Genomic DNA, 5,814 nt, shown 5'->3' on the forward strand with positions numbered 1-5,814 from the left:
AGGGCGGCCCGCACCAGGTCGAGGTCCTTGCCGGCGAGCGCGACCGGGAAGTCGGCGTCCGGCGCGGTGGCCCGGGCGAGCGCCCCGGCGAGCGGGCCGCCGGCCAGCGCGTCCAGGGCGGCCCGCGGGTCGACGCCGACCGCGCCGGCCACCGCGAGCGTGTCGGCCAGCCCGGTGACCGCGACCAGCAGCGCGGTGTTCAGCACCAGCTTCAGCGCCGCGCCGCTGCCGAGGTCGCCGCAGTGCCGGACGCAGCCGAGCGCGGCGAGCACGGGGGTGACCCGCTGCACCGCCGGGGCGGCGCCGCCGGCGAACACCCGCAGCTGGCCGGCCCGGGCGGCGGCGACGCTGCCGCCGACCGGGGCGTCGACCAGGTCGACCGTCGGGGGCAGCCGGCGCGCCAGGTCCCGCACCGCGGCCGGGCCGATGGTCGACATCTCGACGAGGCAGGTGCCCGGAGCCAGCGCCGCCGCCGCGCCGTGCGGACCGGACAGCACCGCGTCGACGGCGGTCGCGTCGGTGAGCATGGTGACGACGACGGCGGCCCGACGGACGGCGTCGGCCGGGGAGCCGGCCACCCGGGCGCCGGCGCGCTGGAGCGGGACGGTGCGGGCGGCGGTGCGGTTCCACACCGTCACCCGGTGACCGGCGTCGAGCAGCCGGTGGGCGATCGACGCGCCCATCCGGCCCGTGCCGAGTACGGCGATCTCTGTCATGCCGGCAACGGTAGGAGCGCCGAAGGGATGCGACCAACGAATGTTGGGGATGGCTGCCATGCGATCCACGCATAGCGCCGAGTACCCTGCCGGTCATGCAGCCGCACGCCCTCGACGTGTTCCGCACCGTGGCCCGGCACGGCTCGATCACCGCCGCCGCGCGGGAACTCCGGTACACCCAGTCGGCGGTGTCCCGGCAGATCGCCGCCCTGGAGGCCGACCTCGGGGTGGTGCTCTTCGACCGGCTGCCCCGTGGGGTGGCGCTGACCGAACCGGGGCGCTGCCTGCTGCCGCACGCGGAGGCGGTGCTGGAGCGGCTGGACACCGCGCACCGCGAACTGGACGCGCTGCGCGGGCTGGGTGCCGGCCGGCTCCGGGTCGGGGCGTTCCCCACCGCGATGGCGGCCCTCGTGCCACGCGCGCTGGCCGCGTTCCGGGCCGCCCACCCGCAGGTGGCGCTCTCCCTGGTGGAAGGGCGGACGCCGGCCCTGCTGGAGCGGCTGCTGGCCGGCGACGCCGACCTGGCGGTAGTGACCGCGCCGCCGGACCAGCCGCTGGACGCCGGCCGGTTCGACCTGCGCCACCTGCTCGACGAGCGGCTGCTGGTGGCCGTGCCCCGGGACCACCGGCTGGCCCGGCGGCGCACGGTGCGCCTGGCCGAACTGGCCGACGACTCGTTCGTCACCGGTTCGACCGGCGCCGACGACCCGCTGATGCGGGCCGCCATGCCGCCCGGCTTCCGGCCCCGGATCGACATCGTCGCCGCCGACTGGACCGGCAAGCTGGGCTGCGTGGCGGCCGGGCTGGGCGTCGCGCTGGTGCCCGCGCTGGCCGTCCGGGCCGCCCCGGCCGACCTGGCGCTGCTCCGGCTGCACCCCGTCGACGCCCCGGTCCGGCGGGTGTACGCGGCCACCGTCGCCGGGCGGCACCGGTCGCCCGCGGTCGACCGGCTGCTCGACGGCCTCGCCACCCAGGCCCGCGCCGGCTGACCGGCGGCTATCCTTCGCCCGGTGGACCGGTCCCGGCAGGAACGCACGCTGATCGCCTCGAACAAGCGGGCGCGGCACGACTACACGGTGCTCAAGACGTACGAGGCGGGGATCGTGCTGGCCGGCACCGAGGTGAAGTCGCTGCGCGAGGGCCGGGCGTCGCTGGTCGACGCGTTCGCCCAGGAGCGCGACGGCGAGCTCATGCTGTACGGCCTGCACATCGCCGAGTACGGCTTCGGCAGCTGGACCAACCACGCGCCGCGGCGGACCCGCAAGCTGCTACTGCACCGGGTCGAGATCGACCGGATCCGGGAGAAGGTCCGCGAGGGCGGCCTGACCCTGGTGCCGCTGTCGATGTACTTCGCCAACGGGTGGGCCAAGGTCGAGCTCGCCCTGGCCAAGGGACGCCGGTCGTACGACAAGCGGCAGGCGCTGGCCGAGCGGGACGCCAACCGCGAGATCGCCCGGGAACTGGGCCGCCACCTCAAGGGCCGGACCCGGCGCGGCTGACCGCCCGGCAGCCCTCGTCCCCGGCACCCCGCCACCGCCCGGCCGCACGTCACCGGCGGGCACCGCCGCGCCCCCGCCCGTCGCGCGCTGTCGACGCGACCCGCCGGAACCTGTTGACGCCCTCGTCGATCCTGTGGTGTCCTCAGTACACACCGGTAATGGAAACCGTGTTCATTGCCAATCAACCTTGAGGAACCGCCGAAGGAGCTGCCATGTCGCTCACTGTCCCGCCCGCCCTGCTCGACGCCGCCGAGCGCGGTCCGGTCGACGATGCCGAGTTCGTCGCCTGCGTCCGCGACTCCCTGCCGTACGCCTTCGACACCGTGCGCCGGGTGGTGGCCGAACTGGAGGCCACCGGCGCCGACCACGCCGACGACGCCGTCCCACCACCCACCGAGGCCGAGCGTGGCCAGCTGCTGCGGGCCCTGGCCAGCGACGCGATCCGGGCCGGCCTGGAGCGGCACTTCAACGTCCGGCTCGCCTTCCAGAACTGCCACCGGGTGGCCGCGTTCCGCCCGGCCGCGGTCGACTCCGCGGCGTACCGGGCATTCGTCTCGGCCCGGGGCCAGTTGCTCAACCAGTCCCCCGAGCTACGCAACTGCTGACCGGGCCGGTCGGGACGTCCCGCCCCGACGCGGGACGTCCCGATGCCGCCGCAGGTGCGAGGCGTTCCTGCTGTTCGACCCGCGATCTACGGCTGATCTGGGCTGCACCAGTTCGCAGATGCGTCCGCTATGGTGGCCCGGTGACGAGGTTCCGGATCGGGGAGGCGGCCGAACTGCTCGGCGTCAGCCCGGACACCGTACGGCGGTGGATCGACGGCGGCCGGCTCGCCGCCGTCCGCGACGAGCACGGCCACCGGGTGGTCGACGGCGCCGACCTGGCCGCGTACGCCCGGTCGCAGGCGGCCGACCCGGACGACCGCTCGGACGCCTCCTCGGCCCGCAACCGGCTGCGCGGCATCGTGGTCAACGTCGTCAAGGACACCGTGATGGCGCAGGTCGACATCCAGGCCGGGCCGTTCCGGGTGGTGTCGCTGATGAGCCGGGAGGCGGTCGACGAGCTGGACCTGCGGGTCGGCACGGTGGCGGTAGCGGTGATCAAGTCGACCACCGTGGTGGTGGAGCGCGGCGGGCCGGCCAGCGCGGGCCGGGGACGGGGTGCGGCGTGAGGCGGGTGCGTGCCGCCCTGGCCGGCGCCGCGGTGGCCGCCCTGGTCGCCGGGTGCGGCGGCGACCCGGCCACCGGGCCGGCCGACGCGACCGGCGGCGTCACCGGCACGGTGAGCGTCTTCGCGGCCGCGTCGCTGACCGAGTCCTTCACCCGGATCGGCCGGGACTTCGAGGCCGCCCACCCGGGCACCACGGTGGTCTTCAACTTCGCCGGCAGCTCCGGGCTCGCCACCCAGATCAACCAGGGCGCGCCGGCCGACGTCTTCGCCTCGGCCGCCCCCCGCACCATGGCCACCGTCGCCGAGGCCGGCAACGCCGACGGCACGCCGCTCACCTTCGCCCGCAACCAGTTGGTCATCGCCGTGCCGGCCGGCAACCCGAAGGGCATCACCGGCCTCGCCGACCTGGCCGGCCCGGACGTGAAGGTGGCGCTCTGCGCCGACCAGGTGCCGTGCGGCGCGGCCGCCCGCACCGCGCTGGACGCCGCGTCGGTGGCGCTCACCCCGGTCACTCTCGAGCCGGACGTGAAGGGGGCGCTGTCCAAGGTGACGCTCGGCGAGGTCGACGCCGCCCTGGTCTACCGTACGGACACCCGGGCCGCCGCGGCGAAGGTGACCGGCGTCGAGTTCCCCGAGTCGGCCCGGGCCGTCACCGACTACCCGATCGTCGCGCTCCGGGACGCGCCGAACCCGGCGGGCGGGCGGGCATTCGTCGAGTACGTCCGCTCCGGCCGGGGGCAGGCGGTGCTCGCCGAGGCCGGGTTCCAGGCGCCGTAGCGCGGATGGCCCGCACCGACATCTCGGCCCCGCCACGGGTCAGGCCGCCCCGGGCGCGCCCGGGCATCCCCGTCGCGCTGCTGCTCCCGGCGGCACTCGGGCTGGTCTTCCTCACCCTGCCGCTGGTCGGGCTGCTGGCCCGTACGCCCTGGGCCGACCTGCCACGGCGGCTCGCCGAGCCCGGCGTGCTCACCGCGCTGCGGCTGTCGCTGCAGACCGCCACCCTGGCCACCCTGCTCTGCCTGCTGCTCGGGGTGCCGCTGGCCTGGCTGCTGGCCCGGGTCGAGTTCCCCGGCCGGCGGCTGGTCCGCGCCCTGGTCACCGTGCCGCTGGTGCTGCCGCCGGTGGTCGGCGGGGTGGCGCTGCTGCTGGTCTTCGGCCGGCGCGGACTGCTCGGCGGCTGGCTCGACGCGACGTTCGGCATCACCCTGCCGTTCACCACCGCCGGCGTGGTGCTGGCCGAGGCGTTCGTCGCGATGCCGTTCCTGGTCATCGCGGTCGAGGGCGCGTTGCGCGGGGCGGACCAGCGCTACGAGGAGGCGGCGGCCACCCTCGGCGCCGGGCGATGGACCACCTTCACCCACGTCACCGTGCCGCTGGTGGCCCCCGGGCTGGCCGCCGGCGCGGTGCTCTGCTGGGCTCGGGCGCTGGGCGAGTTCGGCGCCACCATCACCTTCGCCGGCAACTACCCGGGCCGGACGCAGACCATGCCGCTGGCGGTCTACCTGGCGTTGGAGACCGACCTGGAGGCGGCAGTGGTGCTCAGCCTGATCCTGCTCACCGTCTCGGTGGCCATCCTCGCCGCCCTGCGCGACCGGTGGATCACCAGCCCATGACCGACGCGCTGCTCGACGCCCATCTCGTCGCCGACCGGGGCGCGTTCCACCTCGACGTGCCGCTGCGGATCGCCGCCGGCGAGGTGGTGGCGCTGCTCGGCCCGAACGGCGCCGGCAAGACCACCGCGCTGCGCGCGCTCGCCGGCCTGCATCCGCTGACCGACGGGCACGTCACGCTGGCCGGCGTGGACCTGGACCGCCCCCGGCGCCGGGTGCGTACGCCGACCGAGCGCCGGCCGGTCGCCGTGGTCTTCCAGGACTACCTGCTCTTCCCGCACCTCAGCGCGCGGGACAACGTGGCCTTCGGGCTCCGCCGGCACGGCGTGGACCGGCGCGCCGCCCGGCGGACGGCCCTCGACTGGCTCGACCGGGTGGGGTTGGCCGAGCACGCCCACCGGCGACCCCGGCAGCTCTCCGGCGGGCAGGCCCAGCGGGTGGCGCTGGCCCGCGCGCTCGCCGTCACGCCGTCGCTGCTGCTGCTGGATGAGCCGCTCGCCGCCCTGGACGCGCGGACCCGGCTGGACACCCGCGCCGAACTGCACCGGCATCTCGCCGCCCACCCGGGAGCGACGCTGCTGGTCACCCACGACCCGCTGGACGCGCTGGTGCTGGCCGACCGGTTGGTCATCGTGGAGGACGGCCGGGTGGTGCAGGAGGGCGACGCCGCCACGGTGACCGCCCGGCCGCGCACCGACTACGTGGCCCGGCTGGTCGGGCTGAACCTGCACCGCGGCAAGGCGGACGGGCACATCGTGCGGGTCGCCGACGACCTCGCGCTCACCGTCGCCGAGCGGCTCGACGGGGACGCCTTCGTGG

General features: G+C 76.2%; 8 protein-coding genes. 7 read left to right on the top strand and 1 reads right to left on the bottom strand.

Features of this window, described 5'->3' with window-relative positions:
• Positions 1 to 716 (bottom strand): NAD(P)-dependent oxidoreductase (locus tag DLJ47_RS00465; RefSeq protein ID WP_109898140.1); only part of this gene is annotated, 716 nt, incomplete at its 3' end.
• 95 nt (positions 717 to 811) lie between these two features.
• Between DLJ47_RS00465 and DLJ47_RS00470 the strand changes: the two genes are divergently transcribed.
• The 7 genes from DLJ47_RS00470 to DLJ47_RS00495 form a co-directional block, all read left to right on the top strand.
• A complete protein-coding gene (locus DLJ47_RS00470) occupies positions 812 to 1,705 on the top strand; it encodes a LysR family transcriptional regulator (protein WP_109898141.1) in 894 nt (297 codons plus the stop codon).
• Positions 1,706 to 1,726: 21 nt separating this feature from the next.
• A complete protein-coding gene (gene smpB, locus DLJ47_RS00475) occupies positions 1,727 to 2,215 on the top strand; it encodes an SsrA-binding protein SmpB (RefSeq protein WP_088993450.1) in 489 nt (162 codons plus the stop codon).
• 212 nt (positions 2,216 to 2,427) lie between these two features.
• A complete protein-coding gene (locus tag DLJ47_RS00480; protein ID WP_109898142.1) occupies positions 2,428 to 2,820 on the top strand; it encodes an SCO5389 family protein in 393 nt (130 codons plus the stop codon).
• Between the two features lie 140 nt (positions 2,821 to 2,960).
• Positions 2,961 to 3,386: a TOBE domain-containing protein gene (locus DLJ47_RS36090; RefSeq protein WP_199235633.1), complete on the top strand. Its 426-nt coding sequence runs from the start codon at positions 2,961 to 2,963 to the stop codon at positions 3,384 to 3,386.
• Entirely contained in the window at positions 3,383 to 4,162 is a 780-nt protein-coding gene (modA, locus tag DLJ47_RS36095) for a molybdate ABC transporter substrate-binding protein (protein WP_446723517.1), read from the top strand. The genes DLJ47_RS36090 and modA overlap by 4 nt, the downstream gene beginning before the upstream one ends.
• 5 nt (positions 4,163 to 4,167) lie before the next feature.
• On the top strand, positions 4,168 to 4,998 hold the full coding sequence (locus DLJ47_RS00490; protein WP_109898144.1) for an ABC transporter permease: 831 nt from the start codon (positions 4,168 to 4,170) through the stop codon (positions 4,996 to 4,998).
• Positions 4,995 to 5,814 (top strand): ABC transporter ATP-binding protein (locus DLJ47_RS00495; protein ID WP_109898145.1); only part of this gene is annotated, 820 nt, incomplete at its 3' end. The genes DLJ47_RS00490 and DLJ47_RS00495, both read left to right, overlap by 4 nt.

This window comes from Micromonospora sp. S4605, assembly GCF_003176715.1.
In the GTDB taxonomy this organism is placed as follows: Bacteria; Actinomycetota; Actinomycetes; order Mycobacteriales; family Micromonosporaceae; genus Micromonospora; species Micromonospora echinaurantiaca.

Excerpts from the sequence above, each read along its gene's own strand:
- DLJ47_RS00470 (WP_109898141.1), top strand. The coding sequence starts at position 812 with ATGCAGCCGCACGCCCTCGACGTGTTCCGCACCGTGGCCCGGCACGGC.
- DLJ47_RS00480 (WP_109898142.1), top strand. The coding sequence starts at position 2,428 with ATGTCGCTCACTGTCCCGCCCGCCCTGCTCGACGCCGCCGAGCGCGGT.
- DLJ47_RS00490 (WP_109898144.1), top strand. The coding sequence starts at position 4,168 with ATGGCCCGCACCGACATCTCGGCCCCGCCACGGGTCAGGCCGCCCCGG.